Genomic DNA, 21,091 nt, shown 5'->3' with positions numbered 1-21,091 from the left:
CGGGCGGGTCTGGGGTCGCACCCCAGAAAAAACAACGAACGACCCAGTTCGCGCTTTCCGCGAACACAGGTCGCCCAGAGTGAGTGCCCCCGGGCAGGCTCGTACAGCATCCACACGAACCAGCACCCGTCGTGAGCTGCGCGTTTCTGCCACGATGGGAGTTATGCGCCGACGACGCTCAGGTCGCGATGCGCAATGACCCTTGGGCGATTCGTACCTGACTGACGCTCTGCAGCGACGCGGGCCGACCGCGAGTCAGCCAGGTCGGCCAACCCTGCACGAACCCCCGTGCCGCGCGGTACCGGCGCTGTCCGCGCGGCACGGGGAGTCACTACCAGACGAGATTTGCCGAGACGTGTCCGCAGTTGCCCGACGACATCTGCCCGAACTAGAGATGCGACACGACCAGCCGGACTTGCGTGGGGCGGGTATCAGGAGACACTAGTGAAACCGGGATCGAGAAGGACATCGATGTCCACGCCGCCATCGCCGTAGACCACGGTGTCGCTGTCCCAGTGCAGCTCGACATCGTCGAGCCCGCGGCTGCGAATGAGGTTGTCGTAGTTCTTCAACGCGATGCGGGTTTCGTCGGTCATGACACAGACAGTAACAACCTTGCTCATCCCTCAGCGTCGTTGTCTGGAAGCATCCGTGTCCGGTTGCTGACGCTCGCTCGGTCAACTGGGAGCAAGGTCTTGCTTCGCCATCAAGTCTGCTGCGACTGCCTGCACAGATGCATAGAGCGAATCGTGAGGTTCGGTGGTGTCGCTGAGGATCTTGGCGCAGTGGAACAGCGCCATGAGTCGTCCTGAGGGGTTGGCGAGGTCGGCTAGGCGTTCCTGGTGGATGCGTTCGGCCAGGTCAGGGACACTTAGTGAGGTGATCCACAGGGTTGCGGCGTCCAGGCCGCGTGGGGCCAGCCCGAAGTCCTCCCAGTCGATGATCGCGCAGTCGGGCGCGAGCAGGTTGGACCAGTTCAGGTCGGCGTGGGTGGGGACCCAGTCCAGGATGTCCAGTCGGGTGTCGACCTGTCCGGGGAAGACCTGATCGATGGTGGTCGTGACTAGGTCTTGGGTGATGAGTTGGGTGTCCGGGGTCGCGGTGCGGGTGGTGTGGTGCGCGGCTAGGGCGTCGAGTGACTGGTTGAAGGTGTGCCACCAGGCGGGCGACAGGGTGGACGCGGTCGCCAGTGACGCGCCTTGGCGGATGGGTGTGCCCTGTACGTGGTCGACTTCGTCGGCTCGCCAGACGGTGTCCTCGTCCAGCCACGTGACCGCTGCGTGCCAGCGAGGTTTAGCGACGCCGTCAAGGTGGGCGCTGGCCTCGATGCCGTCGCCGGGTTGTCCGTGGGCGATGATCCGCACGAGTGGGCGGGCCTCGATTCGGACCCAGGTGTCTCTGTCGCTGCGTGCGCCGAGTGTGCGTCGTTTGCGGACCAAGGTGGTGGGGTCGAGTTGGGTGCCTAGTCGCTGCTCGACTGTGCGGACGATGTCGTCGATGGGTTGTTTGCGCAGGTCGCGGCGGTGGGCAGGCTCGGTGGTCAACGGTCGTGCTCCCGGGTGAGTCCGCGGTAGGTGGTGACGGCCTCGGGGATGATCGGCAGGTTGGTGGCCGCGACGAGACTGCGGAGATGATCTCGGTTGGTGGTGCCTACGGCAACCCGTGTGACCGGTGGCAGGTCGTAGGCCACGCGGAACGCGATGTCGGTGTTCGGGGCGCTTGCTGGCGTGAAGTCGGTGAGGTCGACCTCTTGCCATGCCGCTTCTCGTGCGTCGCCACCGAAAGGGGACATGCCCCACACGTTGGTTGCCGGTAGGTCGCATAGCTCGATGAGGCGTTCGCACGCGGTCAGGATCGGGTGCGCGACGGACAGGCCGGATCGCAGCAGCAACACTGACGGCAGCGTCGGTGGTGGGGCTGTGATGAGTGAACGCGGGTCCCAGGTGGCAATGCCCCAGGCGCGGCACAGCCCAGCGCGCTGGGCGTCGGCCAGGGTGATGCAGGCTGCATCAAGAGCTTCCTCGGGAGCGCGGCCGGTTAGGCTGCGTTCGGGGGAGTGGAGGAACACCACGTCGGGCACGCGACCCAGGCTCTCGGCTGACTGCTCGACGGCCTCACGCAGGCGGCGCGGGTCGAGTGAGTGCAGCGCGCACGCCGCCGGGTCGCTCCCGGGGAAGAACCCCACCTTGGTGGAGATGGTGAAGTCGTCCAGGAGATCGCCGGCGACGTGCGCGAGGTGGCGGTGGGAGTTGAACCGCTGGTAGTTGAAGGCGGTGTCGATGCCCACCACGCCGAGGTCACGCGCGGTTTCGATCAGTTCCCGGGTGGGAGCAGATCGGTACAGGCCGAGGACAACGCCTCGGTCAGTTCCGCGCACAACCCCTCCTTGATCAGTACTTGCACCAGGTCGGTGACGCTCGTGCCCGCTGCTTCCGTGGCCGCAGTGACGGTGACCGGTCGGCCGCTGAGCAACAGCCGTAGAGCGGGCTCGACGGTGTCGGTGAAGGTGATCCGCCGCCCGGCTGCAGAGACGGTGAGCATGGTTCCTTCCCGCTCGATGTGCGGCGGGAAGTCGGTCACGCAGATCACCGCTTCAGGTGGTCCGAACACGCCGCCCGTGGCCACGTGGCGGGGTGGCTGTCGCTCCTGCTCGCGGGCAGCCAGGTACGTGTCGATGGGGTAGGTCTTGAGCAGGCCGGAGACGCCATCGGCCAATCCGCACTGCTGGGCGAACTGGTCGTCGGGGCTGCCCCAGCGGTCGAGGTCGTGGCGGAACCACTCCCGTTCCCGGCTGCGATCTGCCACCCAGTTCAGCCAGTCGACACCGGTGCGCTTCACGAACCCGAACGTGACGTGGAGGCTGAACCCCTCGCCGCAGTCGGTGCGTGTCGCTTGGTGCCAGTAGCCGCGCGGGATGTGCATGACGTCCCCGGCCTGCATGGTGCCCGACCAGACGATGTCGGGACTGGGCTCGTCGTTGGGTTCGGCGTCGCGGTACATCGGCGCCACCCGGGACGAGCCCCGCACCTCCCAGGACTTCTCCCCGGCCAACTGGACGATAACCACGTCGTGGTCGTCCCAGTGCAGGGAGAATCCGGCCGCGTCGTTGGTGGTGAGGTAGGTGTTGACCTGTGTCAACTCCCGTGACCACCATTGCAGCGCCCGGCAGGCGATCTCCATCGTGGGGTCGAACGAGTCCAGCGCGTCCAGCACCAGGGTGCACCCCGACTTGAGCAGTTGGCCCAGCCGGTCCATGTTGGCCACCGGCAGCGTCTGACCTCGTCGGGTCACCTGATGGGTGAGGTAGGCGTCCGGGTGCAGTTCGTCGCCCTTGCGGAAGCACCGCAACTGCGGCGGCGCGAGGCTGCGCCGCATCACGGTGTCCAGCAGCCGTGTCGGGGTCAGCAGCCGTCCGCAGATGGCGGGATCGTCCATCGCGCCGCGGACGAATCCCTGCCCGAGCCGGTCCGGGCCGGACCAGTCGAGCGCCTTCTCGATCGCCTGAACCAGGAGGTGTCGCATGGCGGCCTCAGATCAGGACGACTCGGGGATGTTCAGCCCGTCGCCACCGGAACTGCCGTGGCCGTCGCCGCCCGCGTCCTGCGCGCCGTCGGAGTGCTGGGCGTCCATTCGACCCCGGATGGTGCCGAGTCGCTGGACGGCGACGACCACGCCGCCGCCGGTCTGGTTGTCGGTCTCGTTCATGGGCAGGTTCCTCCTCGTGCGAGTTGCTGACGACCGTCGAGTGCGGTGTCAGGTCGCGCCCGTTCGTTTCTCTTGTGGAGACAAGGCCAGCGGCGGAGGCGTACAGGGGTCGGCACGGCTGGCCTTGTCAATTCGGGGGCGACGAGATCAATTCCACCAACCAGCGGGGCTGTGCCCAACCACTTCGAGCGCCCACCTGCGGGACGGTCGTGGGACATTGACGGGACATGCCTGCCCCGGCGCGTTCTGGCCTCTACGGTGGGGATGTGTCCATGCCTGCTCGCGTGCCTAACGCCGCGTTGAACCAGCTCCGGGAGAACGCCGGACTCTCGCAGCAGGAGCTGGCGGACGCGCTCAACAACCACGCTGCCCAACGACACGACCAGCACCCTCAGATCACCCGCAAGACCATCAGCCGCTGGGAACGCGGCGAAGTCGTCTGGCCCCAACCGTTCTACCGGCGGCTGCTGGCGGAGTACTTCGACGTGGCAGCCGACGAACTGGGCTTCCGAAAGACGGGACAACCAGCTTCGCCAGTGGTCGGTGTGCCGACCGAACCGCTGATGTTCCCGGTCGCCGCCGACCAACCGGACCCTCGGGTCGAGGCCGACCAAGCAACTTGGCGGGCCACCCGAGCGGCGCTGGGTCGCAACCGCCAGTCACTTGCTTGCCTGGCCGAAGGGCTCTACCCGGACTTTCGAGTACCAGGACTTGAGCACTCTGGGGTGATCGCAGCGCCAGACTGGCTGCCGCAGAAACCGATCCCGCTGGACCGCATTTCCCTCGTGCTCGACCCCGACGCACCACAGTCAGCGGTGTCCGGAACCGAGAACGCGACAGCGTTGCTACGCCCACTGCTCAGCTCTGAACGACGCTTCCGCAGCTACCACGCTGCGGTGCGGGACTTGGCCGCCCCGCGGCTGTTCGAGAACCGACTCTGCTTCCGCACGGTCGCCCTAGATTGGTCGGTCCCAACCTTGCGCATGTCGTTCGGACAGATGGGCTTCTTCGACGCCATCGACACCAACGAAGCCCTCGCCCACGAGTTCGCAACCCAACACCTGACCGGCGAAACCCTGGTCCCCCGAGCATCCTGGCGGCGCCTGCCCTTCCGCAAGCTGATCGGAAACCCCTTCGACCTGACCCGCCGACCCGTCATGGGCGCGGTCGGCACCTTGACCATCCGAGGCGGCGAAAGCCCCTGCGTCGTGCTGCACCAACGCGACAGCGACAAGGTGGCCGGAGGCGGCGGCATGATCCACCTGCTACCCGCCGGTATCTTCCAACCATCGTCGGTGATCCCAGAAGCCATCGCCGAAGACTTCTCCCTCTGGCGCAACATCCAACGCGAGTACGCCGAGGAACTGCTGGGACACGACGAATACGACGGCAGCGGCAAACCCATCCGGTACGGGCAGCTTGAACCTTTCGCCACCATGGACCAGGCCCTGGCCGATGGCCGCATCCGCGTGTGGTGCCTGGGCCTCACCCTCGACGCCCTGACCCTCGCCTGCGACATCCTCACAGTGGCCGTGTTCCAACCCGAACTCTACGACCAACTCTTCGCCGACGCAGTAGACTCCAACACCGAAGGAACCGTACCGAGCCGCGCGCTGCCCTTCGAGGAAAACACCCTCACCTGGCTACGAGACTCCCAGCGACTGTCACCGGGAGCCGCCGCGGCACTCGAACTAGCGTGGCGCCACCGAATTGATCTTCTCAGATAGGCGTGGTGCCCGACTAGCGATCTACTAGCGGTGCAGGTCAAGAGACGTTTCAGGCAGACTTGGCCGATCTCTGACGACGACGGAAACCGGCAGCGGATGCCGCACTGCCGTCTATTCACGGCCCGTCTTTCATAGATCGACGCCGACTCGGCGGCCTCTCGTCTCACCCCTCCTCCGCCTACTCCACCGACGCCTCCTCCCATTAGGTGAGGGGAGGGCAGGGATTGCATAGTGCCTGGCAGGCGGGGGTGTGGGGTCCTCCCGTGCGTCGGCCAACTCGGCATCAGAACGAGTAGTGTCGGGCCGATTCGACTGCCGCGCCGGGCTGGCTCCGCGGCGTCAGAAACTCACAGGAACCGCCGTGTCCAAAAACGGCGTTACGATTGGTTTTCAGGGATGTCAGTTCGCCGAAGGCGAACCCGCCGTGTTCGCTGGAGGGCGTCCCGTTGTCTGCTCAACCCGCTCCACGCCACCAACCACCCTCAGTCAGGTCGTGGCCATCCTTGCCCGCCGCCCGTTGGTCCACACTGGCCGCTGCGCTGGCGGTGCCTGACGGTGGCTTCGTGGTCGACCCTGCCACCGGGGCCGATGTGGTCGAGGGCTACGCGGTGTCGGTCGATCCGTACTGGGAGCGGGTCTACAACGAACCCGTGATCGCTGACGACCTTGTCCGCTACCTGACCGACGCGGACCGCGCCCTGGCGTTGCCCGGACGCGTGCTCAGTGGCTGGCGCGACCTCGCGTCCGGGCAGGTGTGGCTGTTCGTGGCGGTGGTTGTGCGGACCCTGTCGGATGCGTTGACGCTGGGACGCGCTGCCGGTCAGGCCGCGGTGTTCGATCTTGCGAACGGGAAGTCCGTTCCTGTGCCGGACGGTCCGGACGCGACTGTCATCCCACTCGGTAAGTCGTATGCGCTTGATGACGCCAGTAAATGCGTGACCGATGGGGGTGTATGGCGGTATCATGAAAGGCGGCGCGGGAAGTCAGGCCGAATCTATTCCGGCCACGTCTCCCGGGTGAATGGCGGCGAGGGTAAGCGTATTCGAGGCGAGCTTGCCGCTGCTGTTCTTGACTTGCTGAATTGGGCTGACGCCCGGAGATCATCTGATGAAAGGAATGCGGCATGAGGCGATCAGATGATCCGGTGGTCAACCCGCCCGCTCCCGGCTTGACGAGACGGGCTGTGTCGCTGGCGGCGTCCGTGCCAGTGTCCGGCCCATCCGGCTTGTCCGACTACGCGGTGTCGCCGCTGGGTGCGCCGCTGGCGCTCATGCGTGACGAGATCCGGGTCGCGTGGCTCGGGCGGACCTCGACCGACGACCAACAAGACCCGCGCCAGTCGGCGATGCGGCAGTTGGGCAACAGCCGTACGGCGATCCCGGAGTCGTGGGTGATCGTCGCCCACTTCTACGACGTCGAGTCCGGGCGGCTCGAACTGGACGCGCGCGGACAGCGCACCGACTACGAGAAGTACGACATCCCCATCCCACGTGACGGTGGTGTGGCCGACCTGCTGGCGGAAGCGGCGCATCCTGGGCGGCGTTTCGATGTGGTGATCTGCGAAAGCGTCTCTCGGGTGGCGCGGCGCACGTTCGAGGGTCTGTCGATCGAGCGGGAGTTGGAAAACGCGGGCGTGCCGCTGTTCGCGGCCAACGAGCCCATCACGCTCACCGGTAGCCGTGCTCAGCGGATTCTGCAACGGCGCATCAACCAGTCCGTCGCCGAATACGAGGTGTTGAACACCCTGGAGCAATCGTGGGGCGGGCTCTGTACCCACGTGCGGGAAGGGTGGAACATCGGCAAAGCCCCCTACGGCTACAAAGCGAAGACCTTCCGCCACCCCAACCCGACGAAAGCCGACAAGGGGCAGACCAAGACTCGGCTTGAGCCCGACGGTGTGCTGGGTGAAACGGTGACTCAGATCGTGCTGTGGCGGTATCACGAGGGCATCGGCTATGACACCATCGCCGACCGGCTCAACGCCGACCCGGTGAAGTACCCGCCGCCGACCCCGCCCGGTGGGCGGCGTGCGCGTGGCGCGTGGGGGAAGACGTCGGTGTACGAGATCCTGCGGAACCCCAAGTACACCGGATACCAGGTGTTCAACCGCCGCGCCTCACGCTCACGCGGAGGGAAGGTCAACGACCCGGCGCTGTGGGTCTGGTCGCTGGAACCGGCGCATGAGCCGTTGATCCCGAAATGGATGTACGACGAACTCAACGCCCGCCGCACCGCCCGACGCGGCTCACGCGACGCCAACACCCCGAACGCCCACCCGGAAACGCTACGGACCTACGTGTTCCGAGGTCTGCTGTTCTGCCACTGCGGTAGGCGGATGAACGGCAACGTCCGGCACCAATCCGCCTACTACATGTGCTGGCCGAAGAACAACAACCGAGGACGCCCGGACAAGTACGCAGGTCACCCGAAAGCGGTCTACCTGCGGGAAGACGCCGTGTTGGACGCGGTGTCCCGGTTCTTCGCCGACAGGGTCCTGGGACCGAACCGCCGCACCATCCTGGCGGCTGACCTGTCCACCGTGGATGACCGGGAAGCCCAAGCACGAGACGCCGAACGCGACCGGTTGCGGCGGGTATTGGCGGACCTGTCCCGACGCCAGAACTCGATCATGCGACAGGCACAAGATGGCGATCCTGACGACCCGTTCACCAGGGCACTGCGGGGCACCTACAACGACCTGGAAGCTGAACGCCACGCGGCCCTGTCCCTTGTCGCTGCCCTAGACGCTGCTGACGACGCGGAACCTGCCCGCCCCGACACGGCGGACGTAGATCTGTTGGACGCGCTTCCCTACCTGGTAGGACATCTGTCCGAGGCGCCGGAACCGTTGCTGCGCCGTCTGTTCGAGGCGGTCAGTCTGTCCGTCACTCTCTCTGACGATGGTGACCACGTGACCATCAGCGTTCGCCTGCCGGGCGACAACCTTCCGGAGATCATCAGCACGGCGGAATCCATCAACACCATGATCGACAAACACGAAACGCCTGGCCAGGGCGGCTCAGGCGCTTGTGTGGATGCTGTACGTGCCCCCGGCAGGATTCGAACCTGCGACACACGGTTTAGGAAACCGATGCTCTATCCCCTGAGCTACGAGGGCTGGCAGCCCACACCCTACCGGGTCCGGGGTCCGGGTGTGGCGGGTGGGCCGGGGTGGTCCACTAGGGGTGATACCGGATGTCGGTCCGCTTGCGGGCGGGCAGGATGTGCGCAGGTCAGGGTCGACGTGGGAGGGGTGGCTGCCAGGTGGAGCGGCGGTTGGAGATCGATCGGGTCTCCAAGAGGTACGGGGACGTCGTGGCGTTGCGGGAGATGGCGTTCGAGGTCGCGGCGGGGGAGTTGTTCGGGTTTGTCGGGTCCAACGGGGCCGGGAAGACGACCACGATGCGGATTGCGTTGGGGGTGCTTGCGGCCGATAGTGGGGTGGTTCGGTGGGGTGGGGAGCCCATTACCCTCGAAACTCGGCGGCATATCGGGTATATGCCGGAGGAGCGGGGGCTTTATCCCAAGATGAAGGTGGGGGAGCAGCTCGTCTACCTGGCTCGGTTGCACGGTTTGTCAGCTGTGACGGCTAAGCGGTCCGTGGTGGAGTGGACGGAACGGCTGGGGGTGGCGGAGCGGCTCGGGGATGAGGTGCAGAAGTTGAGTCTGGGGAATCAGCAGCGGGTGCAGCTGGCCGCGGCGCTGGTGCATGATCCGTCGATTCTCGTTCTCGATGAGCCGTTCTCCGGGTTGGACCCGGTGGCCGTGGATGTGATGAGTCGGGTGTTGTTGGACAAGGCGGCGGAGGGGGTGCCGGTGGTGTTCTCCAGTCACCAGCTGGATCTGGTCGAGCGGCTGTGCCATCGGGTCGGCATTGTCCGGAGTGGACAGATGGTGGCCTGTGACACCGTGGACGCGTTGCGGGCCGGGGGGACCGTGCATCTCGTGGTTGAGGCGCCGGGGGCGGTGCCGGGGTGGGCGGATGGGGTGCCGGGGGTCACGGTGACGGAGCATCTCGGTAGTCGGACGGTGTTGGAGTTGGCGGACGGGGCCGATGACCAGGCCGTGTTGCGGGCCGCGTTGGCGACCGGGCCGGTGGTGGAGTTCAGCAGGCGGCGGCAGTCGTTGACCGAGTTGTTCCGGAATGTCGTCTCGGAGCACACCGAGGAGGTGGCGGCGTGAGCGCGTCGGTCGATGTCAAGGTGGGAGACTGGGAGGCTGTCGGGCTGGTCGCCGGGCGTGAAGTCCGGACTCGGCTGCGGTCCAAGGCGTTCGTGATCACCACGGCGGTCACGCTGCTGTTGCTGATCGGGTTCAGCGTGGTCATGAAGTTCGTCTCCACCAACGGCTCCGACGCCACGGTCGGTGTGTCCGGTGGCGCGACGGCCCTGTCGGCGCCGCTCAAGGGGACGGCGGCCGCGATCGGGCAGACCGTGGATGTCGAGCAGGTCGACGAGGCCGCCGGGCGGGATCAGGTGGCCAAGGGTGACCTGGACGCGCTGTTGGTCGGTGACGGCACCACGGTCACCGTGGTGGTCAAGAAGGACATCGACCAGAAGCTCCGCAACGTGCTCAACGTGCTGGCCGGGCAGGTCGCGCTGAACCAGCAGATCACCGCCATCGGCGGTGACCCGGCCGAGGTGGGTCAGGCGGTCTCGGACGCCCGCGCCGTGGTCGAGCCGATCGAGCAGCCCTTCGACTACAACGGCCAGCAGGTGGCGCTCGGCGCGATCGCAGGCGTGCTCATCTACATGTCCCTGCTGATCAACGGCCAGGCCGTGGCGCAGGGCGTGGTGGAGGAGAAGTCCAGCCGGGTGGTCGAGCTGCTGTTGGCCACGATCCGGCCATGGCAGCTGATGGCGGGCAAGGTGCTCGGGATCGGCATTGTCGGGTTGATCCAGATGGTGGTGATCGGCGGTGTCGGTGTGGCCGCGGCGTTGACCACCGGGGTGTTGACGGTCTCGGTCTCGGCCGCGTTGGGCACTGTGATCTGGCTGATCGTGTGGTTCCTGCTCGGCTTCTTCGCCTACTCGCTGGTGTTCGCCGCGCTGGCCGCGCTGGTGTCCCGGCAGGAGGACGTCGGCGGGGTGATCACGCCGCCGCTGATGTTCGTGATCCTCGGCTACGTGCTGGGCATCTCGATCCTGCCCAGCGACCCCGGCAACCAGCTGGCCGAGGTGCTGTCGCTGGTCCCGCTGTTCGCCCCGACGCTGATGCCGATCCGGCTGGCCATGGGCGGGGTGCCGGTCTGGCAGGCGGCGGTCTCCGTGGTGCTGGTGCTGGCGTTGATCCCGGCCCTGGTCTGGTTGTCCGGCCGGATCTACCGCAACGCAGTGGTGCGCGGCGGGGCCAAGGTCAAGCTGTCGGACGCACTGCGCGCGGCCTGAACACGTCTCACGTTCCCATTCCCACCCGCACTGTGGCTTTCCCATTCCCACCCGCTCTGCCGCTCTCCCATTCCCACCCGCCCGATGCGGGTGGGAATGTTCTTTTCCGGGGTGATGGTCGTGCGGCGGTGGTCGGGTATCGGACGGTAGAATCCAACGTTATATACATATTGTTGGTGACAGGTTGACGTCAACCGGGGAGGCGCGTGTGATCAAGGTGCTGGTCGCCGACGACGAGGACCTCGTCCGATCGGGGCTGCGGACCATCCTGTCCGGCGCGGGCGACATCGAGGTGGTCGCGGAGTGCGATGACGGTGGGCCGGTGGCCGAACTGGTCCGTGTGCACCGGCCGCGGGTGGTCCTGCTGGATATCCGCATGCGCGCCGCCGACGGCATCGATGCGCTGCGCGAACTGATGATGTTGCCCGAGCCGCCCGCCGTGTCGATGCTGACCACCTTCGACGTGGACGAGTACGTGCGCGAGGCGCTGCGGGTGGGTGCCAGCGGGTTCCTGCTCAAGGACACCGCGCCCGGCCACCTGGTCCAGGCCGTGCGCGACCTGGCTCGCGGCGGTGCCGTGCTCGATCCCAAGGTGGCCGCGCGGCTGGTCAACTCGGTCGCGGTCGGCGCGCGGGCGGCCGAACCGGCGCGGCGGCTGCTGGCGATGTTGTCCGACCGCGAGCTGGAGGTCGTGGGCCTGGTCGGCGAGGGGTTGTCCAACGCGGAGATCGGGCACCGGCTGCACCTATCTGAGGCGACGGTGAAGGGTTATGTCTCCGCTGTGCTCGGGAAGATCGGTGCGGCTAACCGTGTGCAGGCCGCCCTGGTGGCCTATCGCGGTGGCCTGATCGCGTAGCCCTCGTCGGGTGTGTGTACCTCGACGCGGTTACGTCCACGGCGTTTCGCCCGGTACAGCGCCACATCCGCGTTCGCGAACAACCGTTCCAGGGTGTCCTGGCCAGTCGCCACCCCGACGCTGACGGTCGGCCGTTGTGATCCGCCGAGTACCGCTGTCCAGTCGTGGTGGTCGACCGCGATGCGGATCCGTTCGGCGACGGCAACACCCACTGGGCTGGTGCGTCCCTCCGAGTGGTCCAGCCGCGCCTCGGTGAGCAGTACTACGAACTCGTCACCCGCCCACCGCGCGATCACGTCCCCACCACGGCATTCCGCGCGCAGCAGCTGCGCGATCTCACGTAGTGCGGCGTCACCGGCCGCGTGTCCGGCGGCGTCGTTCACGCCCTTGAACCAGTCCACATCAATGAGCACCAGCCACGGCACCCGTCCGGTCGCGACCGCGCGCTCCAGGATGCCCGGTGCCATCCGCTCCAACCCGAGCCGGTTCGACAGTCCGGTCAACGGGTCGCGCGCGGCAGCCTCCTGCGCCGCAGTCGCGAGTCGTTGCGCGCGAATCGCCAGTCGCCGCTGCTCCAGCGCTTGGCCGAGCCCTTCCTGCAACGTCTCCATGGCGGTCTGGCGCGCGGTGATGTTGCAGCGCAGCGCGGCCGCCTCGCCCGCCGCGTCCTCGTTTTCCCGGCAGATGTCGGCGAGGTCCTGGGAATAGCGCTGGAGCAGCGAGGTGTCGTTGATCCGCGCCGCCTCGTCGACCGCGATCCGGCCGTGCTCGGTGGCCTCCCCGAGGGCGCCCTGCCGGTGCCGGATCCGGGACAGCACCCAGTTGCCGACCGACCGCGCCCACCGGTTCTCGTGCCGGGCGGCCAACTCCAGCGTCTCGTGCGCGATGCCCTCGGCCCGGTCGATCTCGCCGACGCCTGCCAGCGCGGCGCCGTAGGCAGCCAGCAGCGCAAGATGGATGCGGCCCTCGGAGACCAGCGCCAGGCCCTCCTCGAACAGCGGCACGGCCTCGGTGTAGGTGACCAGCGCGTCGTCCGGCGGCTGCTCGCAGGCGCGGAAGTTCAGCGTGCCCGCCAAGCCTTGCAGGCAGTGCGCGAGGGTCTCGACATCGTCCCCTGTTCGGGCTACATCGACTGCCACCCGAGAGATGTCCAGTGACGCTCGGCGGTGGCCGATTCCCTCCAGCAGGTAACCCAGACGGCCCAGTGTGTCCGCCGCGAACGAGCCGTGCGGCTGGTCGGCGTCGATATCGCTCCAGCCCTCCGCGGCCAGCTCCAGGGCCAGCGGGATGCGCCGCAGCCGCCACGCCGCGACCGCCCGTCTGGTCAGCAGCGCGGCCCGGGTCCACGCGTCCAGGCCCGGTGGGATCTTGGCCAGCAGCTGGTCGAACAGGGTGTTGGCCTCGTCCGTGCGGCCCGCGTCGATGAGCAGTCGGACCTCTTTGTCCGCCCGCAGCGCCTCCGAGGCGGCGATCCGGTCATCCTGCCCCACGGTGCCCCACCCGTCCCTCGAACGTTCCATCGAACGGCGGCCCGTCCGCGGCCTGCGACACGGCGACGGCCAGATTACAAGGGGCTTCCGTCGTGACTCGATCGGAGTGGTCCACAACCGAACCCCGGGTTAACGGAAGGTGATCAAGTCACCGCGACAGGTCAGACCTGGGTGGTGCCGTCCGGGGAGTCCCGCCACTGCGTGAACGGGCGCTCCAACCGCCACCGGCCATCGGCGTCGGTCAGTATTCGGTGGTCGCAGTGCGGCGGGTTGGACAGGGACTCGAACAGCTCGATGCTCCACGAGAACAGGCGCCTGCACAGCAATCGCATGGTCAGGCCGTGGGTGACCACGAGAGCCGTGTCGGGGTGGTCGGGATCGTGGCGTACCCGGTTCTCCAGTTCGGACAGGAAGCTGGCCACCCGGTCGTCCACGTCGGCACCGGACTCGCCGTGTTCGAGGCGGTAGAAGAAGTGCCCGAACTCGTGCCGCTTCTGCTTCTGCACCTGTTGGCCGACCGGGTCCTGCAAGTTGCCCCAGTCCTGTTCGCGCAACCGCGGCTCCTGGATCCGCCGCTCTATCGGGAGCCGCAACAGTTCGAAGGTCCGCATGGTGCGCACGTACGGACTTATGTACGCGGCGACAGGGGTGTCTCGCAGTAGCGCGCGCAACCGCGCACCCTCGGCGTCGGCCTGTTCCTCACCGCGTGGCGTCAACGGCAGGGCGTGGTCGGGAATGCGGCAGTAGGCGAGTTCGTCGATGTTGCCCAGACTCTCGCCGTGCCGCAGCAGAATGATCCGCACACTCACTATCGTGCCCAATGTCCACGAGGCAGTGTGGCCCCACCGAACCTACCCGGGAGTTCGACCGTGATCACAGACCCAGTGCGCGAACCGCCGCGAACCACCCCGAACCCGGGATCCCGGGCGTGAGCGGGGTTCCGGCCGCGGTCGCGGTAGTCGGTGGCGGGACCATGGGCGCGGGCATCGTGCACGTGTTCCTGGCCGCGGGCAGCGCGGTCACCCTCGCGGAGGCGGACGCGGACCGCGCGCGGGTCGGCGCGGCCAATGTCGAGGCGTCGCTGCGCAAGGCCGAGGAGCGCGGCAAGCTGGCCGAACCCGCGGCATCGCTGCTCGCCCGTCTGTCCGTTGTGGACGACCTGGGCGCGCTGCCGACGGACACCGCGCTGGTCGTGGAGGCGGTGCCGGAGAAGATCGAGCTCAAGCTGGCGGTGTTCACCGCGGTCGCGGCCAGGTGCCCGGACGCGGTGCTGGCGTCGAACACCTCCTCGCTGTCCATCGCCGAGTTGGCCAAGGGGCTGCCCGGTGCGCGGGTGATCGGGATGCACTTCTTCAACCCGGTCCCGGTGCAGGCGCTGGTAGAACTGGTTGTGCACGATGGTCTGCCCGATCGGGTGGTGGCCACCGCGCGCAGGTGGGCGGAGGCGCTGGGCAAGACCGTGATCGAGGTCCGCGACTCGCCCGGGTTCGCGACCTCGCGGCTCGGCGTGGCGGTAGGCTTGGAGGCGATCCGGATGCTGGAGGAGCGGGTGGCGTCCGCCGAGGACATCGACACCGGGATGCGCCTGGGCTACGGCTGGCCGATGGGCCCGTTGCGGCTCACCGACCTGGTGGGACTGGACGTGCGTCTGTCGATCGCCGACCACCTTGCCACGCGGTTGGGCCCGCGCTTCAACGCGCCACAGCTGCTGCGCGACAAGGTGGCCAGGGGCGAGCTGGGGCGCAAGAGCGGACAGGGGTTCTTCACATGGTGACCATTCGCCCGTTCCAGGACGACGACCACGAGCTGGCGTACCGGGTCGCCCGGCTCGCGTTCGGCGGACCGCCGCGGCCGACGGGGATCCCGGTCGATCCGCCCGGGGCCTGGCACGGCCTGGTCGCGGAGGATGGCGGCGCGATTGAGGGCTTCTTGCGCGTGTGGCGGTACAACCAGTTCTTCGGCGGCCGGGCGGTGCCTACGGGTGGCGTGGCCAGCGTCGCGGTGTCCCCGCACGTGCGCAGGCGCGGGATCGCCGGACGGATGCTCGCCGAGGCGTTGCAGGTGATGCGCGAGGAAGGGCAGTGCGTTTCGGCGCTGTACCCGTATGTGGTGCCGGTCTATCGCGCGCGGGGGTGGGAGCTCGTCGGCACTCGGCGTGAGGCGGTCGTACCGTTGTCCGAGCTTGCTGCTGTTGCGGACACGGATGTTCCACTGCGCCAGGCGACCGCCACTGACCTGGACAGCCTGCACGCGTGTTATTTGCGGACGGCGTCGCGGATCGACGGGATGTTCGATCGTGCGGCGCCCGCGTTCGATGTGTCCCGGGTACTTGAACTGGACGTTGTCACGGTCGCGCCCGGAGAGAGTGGTCTGCGGGGTTATCTGAGTGCGAACCGCCCGGATGGCAAACGTTTGCAGGTCTACGACCTGGCCGCGGACGACGTGGACACCGCGCGTGCCCTGCTGCGCGGGATCGCCAGCTGGGCGGGTGCGCTCGCCGACGCGAGCGTCCGGATCCTCGACGGCGCCCTGCTGGAGCTGATCTTCCCGATGCGGCTGTCGTACACCACCGAGGCCTTCATGCTCCGCGTGGTCGACCTGCCCGCCGCCGTCGCCGCGCGCGGCTGGCCCGCGGTCGCGTTCGCCCGGCCGTTCCGGGTGGACATCGAGGTGATCGACCCCTGGGCGCCCTGGCAGGCGGGTCGCTGGCGGCTCGCGGTCGAGGACGGTGTGGTCACCTGCGAGCCGGGTGGTGCGGGCGAGGTGACCCTGCACGCCGGTGCGCTCGGTCCGTGGTTCGCCGGATCGACGACCACCGACAGCCTGCGCCAGGTAGGACTGCTCACCGGTGATCCGGCTGCCGCGGCGGCGTTGGACGCGTTGACCGGCGCACCGCATCCGGTGCACCTCGCCGAGGCGTTCTAGCCGGTAAGGGCAGGTCTAACGGCAGTCGGGGCACTGGGTAGCGTGCGCTCTCGTGCTTGTCGTCGTCCTGGAACTGGCGGGGCTCGCGGTGTTCGCGGCTTCCGGGGCGCTGGCTGCTGTGCGGGCACGGTTGGACGTGTTCGGTGTCGTGGTGTTGGGGCTGACCACCGCGCTCGGCGGCGGCGTGATCCGGGACGTGCTGCTGGGCATCCACCCGCCGACGAGCCTGCGCAGGTGGCCGTACCTGCTGGTCCCGGTGGTCGCCGCGCTGGTGGTGTTCGTGTTCCACCCGCAGTTCGCCCGGCTGCGGCGTGCGGTACTGCTGGCCGACGCGGTGGGGCTCGGACTGTTCACCGTTTCGGGTACGGCTACCGCGCTGGCTACGGACGTGCCCGCGTACACGGCGTGCCTGATCGGGATGACCGCGGGGATCGGCGGCGGCGCCCTGCGCGACCTGCTGCTGCGGGAGATCCCGATGGTGCTGCGGCGGGAGATCTACGCGTTGGCCGCGCTCGCGGGCGCCGTGTTCGTCGTGGCGGCCACCAGGGCGGGCTTGCCCGCGGCCCTGGTCACGGTCATCGGCGCGGCGCTGGTGGTCACGGTCCGGTTGGTGACGGTGTGGCGGCAGTGGAACGCGCCGGTCGCTCGGGGCGGGTGGGAGTGAGATCCGTGTTGGGAATTGACGGGTTGCTCTCAGGCGCGTCTCAGCAGCAGGGGGAAGACTGACGATATGCGCATTCTCGTGGTCGACGACGATCGGGCCGTCCGCGAGTCCCTCCGGCGGTCGCTGCAGTTCAACGGCTACCAGGTGGACCTCGCCACCGACGGTCAACAGGCGTTGGAGTCGGTGCTCGGCACCGGCGCCGCGGCCGAGAATGGCGGCAGGCCCGACGCGATGGTGCTGGACGTGATGATGCCCAGGCTGGACGGCCTGGAGGTGTGCAGGCGGCTGCGCGGCATCGGCGACGACCTGCCGATCCTCGTGCTTACCGCGCGCGACCTGGTCTCCGACCGGGTGGCAGGCCTGGACGCGGGCGCCGACGACTACCTGCCGAAGCCGTTCGCGCTGGAGGAGCTGCTGGCCCGGCTGCGCGCGCTGCTCCGCAGGGCCACCCCGGAGCAGGCCGCGGGCAGCACCGCCGCGCTGCGCTTCGCCGATCTGGAGCTGGACCCGGGCACCCGCGAGGTGCGCCGGGCCGACCGCGAGATCAGCCTGACCCGCACCGAGTTCGCGCTGCTGGAGCTGCTGCTGGCGCACCCCAAGCAGGTGCTCACCCGCGGCCGCATCCTGGAGGAGGTCTGGGGCTACGACTTCCCGACCTCGGGCAACGCCCTGGAGGTCTACGTCGGCTACCTGCGCCGCAAGACCGAGTCCTCCGGCGAGCCCCGGCTGATCCACACCGTCCGCGGCGTCGGCTACGTGCTGCGCGAGACCCCGCCCTGATGGCCCTCCCGCACGCCGGGGAGCGGCCGCACCAGCGGGTCTCCCTGCGCTCCCGCATCACCCTGCTCGCCGCGTTCTGCGTCGGCGGCGCCGTGGCCCTGGTGTCGCTCGGCGCCTACATCACCGTCTACCGGGGCATCTACCAGCAGGTCGACGACACCCTGCGGGTCAGGGCCGCGGCCCTGGTCAGCAACACCCAGGTGGTCTCCGAGGGGCGCACCCAGCTGCCCACGTTCTTCCTGAACCTGTCCGACATCCGGTTCGACGTGATCGACCAGACCGGCCAGTCGATGATCAACCGGGCGGTGGTCAGCCCGCCGATCAGCACCGAGGAGCTGCGCGTCGCCGCGGGCCAGAAGACCGAGTTCTACCGCACCGACGAGGCCACCAACACGCGCGTGTTCTCGTTGCAGTACCCGTTCCTGCGCGGCACCGCGCTGGTGCTGGCCCAGCCGCTGGCCACGACCAAGAGCACGCTGAGCAAGCTGGCCGTGGTGCTGATCGTGATCGGCGGGTCGGGCATCATCGTGGCCGCGCTGGCTGGCACGGCGGTCGCCCGCGCCAGCCTGAGACCCGTCCAACGGCTGAACGCCGCCACCGAACGCGTCACGCGAACGGGTGAACTCCGGCCGATCCCGGTGGCGGGTGACGACGAGCTGTCCCGGCTCACGCACAGCTTCAACACCATGCTCGGCGCGGTCGCCGAGGCCCAGGAGCGACAACGCAGGCTCGTTGCCGACGCGGGCCACGAGCTGCGCACCCCGCTGACCTCGCTGCGCACCAACCTGGAGCTGCTGCTCGCCTCCGAGGCCCCGGGCGCGCCCCGGCTCTCCGCCCTGGACCGCACCGAGATCCAGGACGACCTGCGGGCCCAGCTCGGCGAGCTGACCCAGCTCATCGGCGACCTGGTCGAGCTGGCCAGGGAGGACGCCGCGCCCGCCGAGCAGGAGCACGTCGAGCTGGTCGAGGTGGTCGAGCAGGCGCTGGACCGGGCCCGGCGGCGGGCGGGCGACGTGCATTTCGACGTGCGGTTGCAGCCATGGCACCTGGTCGGGCATGCGGCCGCGCTGGAGCGCGCGGTGCTCAACCTGCTGGACAACGCGGTCAAGTTCAGCCCGCCCGGCGGCACCGTCCGGGTCGACCTCGCCCCGGCGGGCGACGGGTACGCGTTCCTGCAGGTCGCCGATGCCGGGCAGGGGATCAACGATGTCGACCTGCCGCACGTGTTCGACCGCTTCTACCGCTCCAGCGAGGCGCGCACGCTGCCCGGGTCCGGGCTCGGGCTGGCCATCGTCAAGCAGGCGGCGGAACGGCATGGCGGCACGGTCTTCGCGGGCCGTTCGGCCGACGGTGGCGCCTTGATGGCGATGCGGTTGCCGGGCAGCGGCGAATGAGTGTGGATCGTGTTCACACGCACACGACCACAACAACATCGCGCGTTTGACTGCGTAGAATTGTGTTGTGCTCGCTCGTCAGCGTCAGGAAGTGATCCTGGAGGAGATCCGGCGCACCGGCGCCGTCCAGGTGCACGCCCTGGTCGCCCGGCTCGGCGTGTCCGACATGACCATCCGCCGCGACCTGGACGCGCTGGCCAAGCGCGGCTTGGTGGAGAAGGTCTACGGCGGGGCCACCTCGGTGGTCGGCCGCCCGGCCCAGGACGGCGCGGGCGAGCCGCGCTCGGTGCGCGCGTTGGCCGAGAAGGAGGCGATCGCCGCGCATGCCGCGCGCCTGATCCGCCCCGGTACCGCTATCGGCGTCTCGGCAGGTAGCGCGACCTGGACCTTCGCCCGGTTCCTTGAGGACGTGCCGGACCTGACCGTGGTCACCAACTCGATTCGGGTCGCCGACGTGCTGCGCACCGGCGGCCGTGGCGACCGCACGGTGGTGCTCACCGGCGGTGTGCGCACCCCGTCCGACTCGCTGGTCGGGCCGGTCGCGGTGCGGACGCTGCGCTCGCTGCACCTGGACATGGTGTTCCTCGGGGTGCACGGCATGGCCGAGGGGCCGGGGTTCACCACACCGAACATCAACGAGAGTGAGACCGAACGCGCGCTCGTCGAGGCGGGCCGCAAGCTGGTCGTGCTGGCCGATCGCGGGAAGTGGGGCGTGGTCGGCATCTCGACGGTCGCCGCGCTGGACGAGGCGGACGTGCTGGTCACCGACGACGGGCTGCCGCCGGAGGCGGTCGAGGTGCTCCGCGACCGGGTGGGTGAGCTGGTGATCGTGGAGACCGTCGCGGCCGAGCTGCCGGAGCTCGCCGAGGCCGAGGCGTGAGGCGGACCGCCGCCCGGCTCGCGGACGGTCGGGAGATCGTCTACTTCGACGACACCCCTGGTGCTGCCCCGCGTGTTGCCGTTGACGAGCGGGATCTGCCGCGTGCGGAGTCGGTGTCGCAGATCCGTCGTGATCCGTTGACCGGCGAATGGTCGGTGCTGGCGGCGTTTCGGCAGACGCGCACGTACAAGCCGCCTGCGGGGCTGTGCCCGTTGTGCCCGTCCACGCCAGGTCGTCCTACCGAGATTCCGGAGGCGGACTACGACGTGGTGGTGTTCGAGAACCGGTTTCCTTCGTTCTCCCAACACGCCATGGGTGAGCCTGAGCCTGGGCTAGTGGCGCGCGCGCCGGGGCTGGGGCGATGTGAGGTGCTGTGCTTCACGTCTGACCACACTGCTTCGTTCGGAACGCTCAGTCCTGAGCGGGTGCGCACGATCATGGATGTGTGGGCGGATCGCACTGCGGTGTTGGGGGCGTTGCCCGGTGTGGAGCAGGTTTTCCCGTTCGAGAACCGCGGTGACGAGATCGGGGTGACGCTCGCTCATCCCCATGGGCAGATCTACGGGTATCCGTTCGTGACGCCGCGCACCGAACGCATGCTCACGGTCGCGCGAGAGCGGGGCGGGTCGCCGATGGGGGAGGTGCTCGCGGCCGAGCGTGCCGCGGGGACCCGGGTGGTGGCCGAGTCCGCGCACTGGACGGCGTATGTGCCCACGGCCGCGCGGTGGCCGGTCGAGGTGCATGTCGTGCCGCATCGGCAGGTGCCCGACCTGCCCGCGTTGACCGCGGCCGAACGCGCCGATTTCGCCGACTTGTACCTCGGAGTACTCGGTCGCCTGGATGGTCTTTATGACCGGGAACTGCCTTATGTCGCCGGTTGGCACCAGGCGCCGGTCCGCCTGGACCGTGAGCTGGGATGGCTGCACCTTCAGCTGTTCTCGGTGCTGCGGGCCGCGGACAAGCTGAAGTACCTGGCAGGCTCCGAGTCCGGTATGGCGGTCTGGATCAACGACGTGGATCCGGACGACCTCGCTGCCCGCCTCCGATCTGCTCCGCCGCGTTATAGGCGTTGATCGCTGGGTACCCCGGACGGGTGCTGAACCCGAAAATCTCGATCGGCGGCGGAATCTCGGCTTTCGCACAGGACGGTCTCAGGTGCTTCTCAGTCGGGGGGCGCAGGGTGGTGGCATGACGGAGAACAAGCCCGACGACGCGACCGGCGAGGTCAGCCCGTGGTCCGCGCGAGGGGCGGCGCACTCGACGCCGCCGCGCGCGAGCGGGGA

Annotated in this window: 19 protein-coding genes, 1 tRNA gene and 1 pseudogene; 13 read left to right on the top strand and 8 right to left on the bottom strand. The window is 68.4% G+C overall.

Annotated features, from left to right (window positions below; all coding sequences use genetic code 11):
• Positions 1–431: 431 nt before the first annotated feature.
• The 5 genes from C503_RS46805 to C503_RS46800 form a co-directional block, all read right to left on the bottom strand.
• Positions 432–596, bottom strand: a complete 165-nt coding sequence (locus C503_RS46805; RefSeq protein ID WP_018683366.1) for a hypothetical protein — start codon at positions 594–596, stop codon at positions 432–434.
• A gap of 81 nt (positions 597–677) precedes the next feature.
• Complete coding sequence (locus tag C503_RS0116715) at positions 678–1,364, bottom strand: phosphotransferase (protein ID WP_156893261.1); 687 nt, start codon at positions 1,362–1,364, stop codon at positions 678–680.
• A gap of 176 nt (positions 1,365–1,540) precedes the next feature.
• A complete protein-coding gene (locus C503_RS0116710; protein ID WP_026316385.1) occupies positions 1,541–2,377 on the bottom strand; it encodes an aldo/keto reductase in 837 nt (278 codons plus the stop codon).
• Positions 2,314–3,522: a JmjC domain-containing protein gene (locus C503_RS0116705; protein ID WP_018683363.1), complete on the bottom strand. Its 1,209-nt coding sequence runs from the start codon at positions 3,520–3,522 to the stop codon at positions 2,314–2,316. The genes C503_RS0116710 and C503_RS0116705 overlap by 64 nt, the downstream gene beginning before the upstream one ends.
• Before the next feature lie 12 nt (positions 3,523–3,534).
• Positions 3,535–3,705, bottom strand: a complete 171-nt coding sequence (locus C503_RS46800; RefSeq protein ID WP_018683362.1) for a hypothetical protein — start codon at positions 3,703–3,705, stop codon at positions 3,535–3,537.
• Positions 3,706–3,977: 272 nt separating this feature from the next.
• Here C503_RS46800 and C503_RS0116695 point away from each other — a divergent pair, with 272 nt between their 5' ends.
• From C503_RS0116695 to C503_RS48880, 3 genes and pseudogenes are all read left to right on the top strand, one after another.
• Positions 3,978–5,432 carry a helix-turn-helix transcriptional regulator gene (locus tag C503_RS0116695; RefSeq protein ID WP_051114842.1) on the top strand — a complete coding sequence of 485 codons (1,455 nt, stop codon included), beginning with the start codon at positions 3,978–3,980 and terminating at the stop codon, positions 5,430–5,432.
• 563 nt (positions 5,433–5,995) lie between these two features.
• On the top strand, positions 5,996–6,559 hold the full coding sequence (locus C503_RS0116690) for a hypothetical protein (RefSeq protein ID WP_018683360.1): 564 nt from the start codon (positions 5,996–5,998) through the stop codon (positions 6,557–6,559).
• Positions 6,556–7,893 (top strand): annotated as a pseudogene (locus C503_RS48880) (recombinase family protein); the annotation flags it as partial. The gene C503_RS0116690 and the pseudogene C503_RS48880, both read left to right, overlap by 4 nt.
• A 584-nt stretch (positions 7,894–8,477) precedes the next feature.
• Here the strand turns inward: C503_RS48880 and C503_RS0116675 are convergent.
• Positions 8,478–8,550 (bottom strand) — tRNA-Arg (locus C503_RS0116675).
• 104 nt (positions 8,551–8,654) lie between these two features.
• On the opposite strand from C503_RS0116675, the gene C503_RS0116670 reads away from it, so the two are divergent.
• The 3 genes from C503_RS0116670 (at position 8,655) to C503_RS0116660 (ending at position 11,675) form a co-directional block, all read left to right on the top strand.
• Positions 8,655–9,614, top strand: a complete 960-nt coding sequence (locus tag C503_RS0116670) for an ABC transporter ATP-binding protein (protein WP_051114848.1) — start codon at positions 8,655–8,657, stop codon at positions 9,612–9,614.
• Positions 9,611–10,819 carry an ABC transporter permease gene (locus tag C503_RS0116665; protein ID WP_018683358.1) on the top strand — a complete coding sequence of 403 codons (1,209 nt, stop codon included), beginning with the start codon at positions 9,611–9,613 and terminating at the stop codon, positions 10,817–10,819. Before C503_RS0116670 ends, C503_RS0116665 begins: the two co-directional genes overlap by 4 nt.
• A 208-nt stretch (positions 10,820–11,027) precedes the next feature.
• Positions 11,028–11,675: a response regulator transcription factor gene (locus tag C503_RS0116660; RefSeq protein ID WP_018683357.1), complete on the top strand. Its 648-nt coding sequence runs from the start codon at positions 11,028–11,030 to the stop codon at positions 11,673–11,675.
• Here the strand turns inward: C503_RS0116660 and C503_RS0116655 are convergent.
• A complete protein-coding gene (locus tag C503_RS0116655) occupies positions 11,651–13,165 on the bottom strand; it encodes a GGDEF domain-containing protein (protein ID WP_018683356.1) in 1,515 nt (504 codons plus the stop codon). The two genes, C503_RS0116660 and C503_RS0116655, sit on opposite strands and share 25 nt — an antisense overlap.
• 161 nt (positions 13,166–13,326) lie before the next feature.
• Positions 13,327–13,968: a histidine phosphatase family protein gene (locus tag C503_RS0116650; RefSeq protein WP_018683355.1), complete on the bottom strand. Its 642-nt coding sequence runs from the start codon at positions 13,966–13,968 to the stop codon at positions 13,327–13,329.
• Between the two features lie 125 nt (positions 13,969–14,093).
• On the opposite strand from C503_RS0116650, the gene C503_RS0116645 reads away from it, so the two are divergent.
• The 7 genes from C503_RS0116645 to galT all read left to right on the top strand — a co-directional run bounded on the left by C503_RS0116645 (position 14,094) and on the right by galT (position 20,881).
• A complete protein-coding gene (locus C503_RS0116645; RefSeq protein WP_018683354.1) occupies positions 14,094–14,939 on the top strand; it encodes a 3-hydroxyacyl-CoA dehydrogenase family protein in 846 nt (281 codons plus the stop codon).
• On the top strand, positions 14,933–16,090 hold the full coding sequence (locus C503_RS0116640; protein WP_018683353.1) for a GNAT family N-acetyltransferase: 1,158 nt from the start codon (positions 14,933–14,935) through the stop codon (positions 16,088–16,090). The genes C503_RS0116645 and C503_RS0116640 overlap by 7 nt, the downstream gene beginning before the upstream one ends.
• A 52-nt stretch (positions 16,091–16,142) precedes the next feature.
• Positions 16,143–16,754, top strand: coding sequence for a trimeric intracellular cation channel family protein (locus C503_RS0116635; RefSeq protein ID WP_018683352.1), 612 nt, complete (start codon positions 16,143–16,145; stop codon positions 16,752–16,754).
• Between the two features lie 66 nt (positions 16,755–16,820).
• The gene (locus C503_RS0116630) at positions 16,821–17,534 is read left to right on the top strand and encodes a response regulator transcription factor (RefSeq protein WP_018683351.1); all 714 of its coding nucleotides are present in this window, start codon (positions 16,821–16,823) and stop codon (positions 17,532–17,534) included.
• The gene (locus C503_RS0116625; RefSeq protein WP_018683350.1) at positions 17,534–18,928 is read left to right on the top strand and encodes a sensor histidine kinase; all 1,395 of its coding nucleotides are present in this window, start codon (positions 17,534–17,536) and stop codon (positions 18,926–18,928) included. The genes C503_RS0116630 and C503_RS0116625 overlap by 1 nt, the downstream gene beginning before the upstream one ends.
• 67 nt (positions 18,929–18,995) lie before the next feature.
• A complete protein-coding gene (locus C503_RS0116620; protein ID WP_026316381.1) occupies positions 18,996–19,808 on the top strand; it encodes a DeoR/GlpR family DNA-binding transcription regulator in 813 nt (270 codons plus the stop codon).
• The gene (galT, locus tag C503_RS0116615) at positions 19,805–20,881 is read left to right on the top strand and encodes a galactose-1-phosphate uridylyltransferase (RefSeq protein ID WP_018683348.1); all 1,077 of its coding nucleotides are present in this window, start codon (positions 19,805–19,807) and stop codon (positions 20,879–20,881) included. The genes C503_RS0116620 and galT overlap by 4 nt, the downstream gene beginning before the upstream one ends.
• Positions 20,882–21,091 lie beyond the last annotated feature (210 nt).

Origin of the sequence: Actinokineospora enzanensis DSM 44649 (assembly GCF_000374445.1) — a bacterium.
Classification (GTDB): Bacteria; Actinomycetota; Actinomycetes; order Mycobacteriales; family Pseudonocardiaceae; genus Actinokineospora; species Actinokineospora enzanensis.
The sequence above is the reverse complement of the archived record's forward strand: the minus strand, read 5'-3'. Positions and strand labels throughout refer to the sequence as shown.

Bases quoted from the DNA above. Each gene is read 5' to 3' on its own strand.
- C503_RS46805 (WP_018683366.1), bottom strand. From the start codon at position 596: ATGACCGACGAAACCCGCATCGCGTTGAAGAACTACGACAACCTCATT.
- C503_RS0116705 (WP_018683363.1), bottom strand. From the start codon at position 3,522: ATGCGACACCTCCTGGTTCAGGCGATCGAGAAGGCGCTCGACTGGTCC.
- C503_RS46800 (WP_018683362.1), bottom strand. From the start codon at position 3,705: ATGAACGAGACCGACAACCAGACCGGCGGCGGCGTGGTCGTCGCCGTC.
- C503_RS0116695 (WP_051114842.1), top strand. From the start codon at position 3,978: ATGCCTGCTCGCGTGCCTAACGCCGCGTTGAACCAGCTCCGGGAGAAC.
- C503_RS0116670 (WP_051114848.1), top strand. From the start codon at position 8,655: ATGTGCGCAGGTCAGGGTCGACGTGGGAGGGGTGGCTGCCAGGTGGAG.
- C503_RS0116640 (WP_018683353.1), top strand. From the start codon at position 14,933: ATGGTGACCATTCGCCCGTTCCAGGACGACGACCACGAGCTGGCGTAC.
- C503_RS0116630 (WP_018683351.1), top strand. From the start codon at position 16,821: ATGCGCATTCTCGTGGTCGACGACGATCGGGCCGTCCGCGAGTCCCTC.
- C503_RS0116625 (WP_018683350.1), top strand. From the start codon at position 17,534: ATGGCCCTCCCGCACGCCGGGGAGCGGCCGCACCAGCGGGTCTCCCTG.